The 2,009-nt window shown below is 59.5% G+C and carries 1 pseudogene; it reads right to left on the minus strand.

What is annotated here, in order from left to right:
- Window positions 1–1,839, minus strand: a pseudogene (locus AC6ROY_RS25275) (non-ribosomal peptide synthetase); the annotation flags it as partial.
- Between the last annotated feature and the right edge of the window lie 170 nt (window positions 1,840–2,009).

Consider the following 2,009-nt stretch of genomic DNA (forward strand, 5'->3'; position numbering starts at 1 on the left):
GCTGGTTGACCGAGACGAGGTTCGCGCTGTCCACGGTGTAGCTCTTCTCGTCATCCAGGAGCAGGCAGACGCCTGCAAAGGCCGCTTTGTCCCGCAAATGCGCCTGCAGCAGCAGCACCCCGGCTCCCGAATCGTCCAGCATGTAGCGGATGCGCTCCTCCGGGTAGTCCGGATCAATCGGCACATACGCCCCGCCCGCCTTCAGGATGGCCAGAATCCCGACCACCATGGAAGGGGAACGCTCGGCCATAATGCCCACCAGTCGGTCCGCCCCTACGCCTTGGTCCCGCAGGGTACGCGCCAGGCGGTTCGCCCGCTCGTTCAGCTCCCGGTACGTCAGCCGCTCGTCCTCATACTCGACCGCGACCGCATCCGGATGCCGCTCTGCCTGCTCCTCGAACAACCCNAGGTACGCGCCAGGCGGTTCGCCCGCTCGTTCAGCTCCCGGTACGTCAGCCGCTCGTCCTCGTATTCGACCGCGACCGCATCCGGATGCTGCTCCGCCTGCTCCTCGAACAACCCGTGAATCGTCCTCTCTCTCGGGTAATTCGCATCCGTATCGTTGAATACGGTAAGCAGCTGAAGCCTCTCTTCCAATGTCACCATATCCAGCGTTCCAAGCGGCGCCGACGGGGTCTGGATGACGGCCTCAATCAGCCGGTCGAAGTGCTTCGCCAACCGTTCCATCGTTTCCCTCGTGTATAACGCCGTCGCGTATTCGATGCCGCATACCAGCTTGTCGGCATCCTCTGCGATTTCCAGCGTCAGATCAAATTTCGCTACAGACCGCTCATTCGCGAAAGGCGCGAGGCGCAGCCCGTTGATCGCAAATTCCCCTTCTTCTACGTTTTGCATGACCAAAAGCGTGTCAAAGAGCGGATTGCGGCTTACGTCGCGAGACACCCGTACGTTTTCCACCAGTTCCTCGAACGGGTAATCCTGATGCTCATAGGCCTGCATGGTCGTTTCTTGGACTTCCTTCAGGAAGGAGCGGAAGGATTTATCCCCTGCCGGATAGCTGCGAATCGCCAGCGTGTTGACAAACATCCCGATCAGCGGCTCCAAATCGCCGTGACTTCTGCCCGCAATCGGCGAGCCTACGATGATGTCTTCCTGCCCGGAATATTTATGAAGCAGCGTGGTATAAAGGGCTAGAAGCACCATATACAACGTGGCCCCCGATTCAGCAGCAAGCTGCCGCAAGGCCGCACTCTTCCGCGCGTCAATCACGAACTCGTACACGTCTCCTTTGAAGCTGCGGAATACAGGACGAGCGAAATCCGTCGGCATTTCGAGCACCGGAAGCTCCCCGCTGAACTGCTCCAGCCAGTACGCCTCCTGCCGCTTCATCCTGTCCTTCTGCGACTCGGACTGCTGCCACACGGCGTAGTCCTTGTACTGAATGCGCAGAGGCGACAGTTCTTCCCCGTCGTACAAGCGGACAAACTCCTCCACCAAAATCTCCATCGACACGCCGTCCGAGATAATATGGTGCATGTCGAACATCAGAATATGGCGGTGTTGCTCCAGCTCGATCAATCCGATCCGCAGCAGCGGAGGCTCCGTAAGATCAAAGGCGCGAATGAACCCGCGCACGATCTCGTCGGCTTCCCGTTCGTCGGCGGCCTGCACATACTCCACCGCAAAATCCACCTGCGGGCGTATCCGCTGCACAGGCTCGCCGTCTACCAGCTCAAACCCGGTGCGCAGCGTCTCATGACGCGCAACCAGAGCGCGGAACGCCGCTTCGAACCGTTCCCGGTCGAGCGCCCCTTCAAGCAGCATCGCTCCCGGCATGTTGTAGCTTTGCTCGGCTTCTTCCATCTGGTGCAAAATATACAGCCGTTTCTGCGTGGAGGATAGAGGATAGTACTCCTGATCCCTAGCCACCGGAATGGACATATACTGCTGCTGATCCGTCCGGTTGATCGCCTCGGCCATTTCCTCGACCGTAGCGTGGCGGAACACGTCCCGCAGCGGCAGCTCCACGTTCAGCTCCTTGTGGATCT

Source organism: Paenibacillus sp. sg306046 (assembly GCF_059821225.1).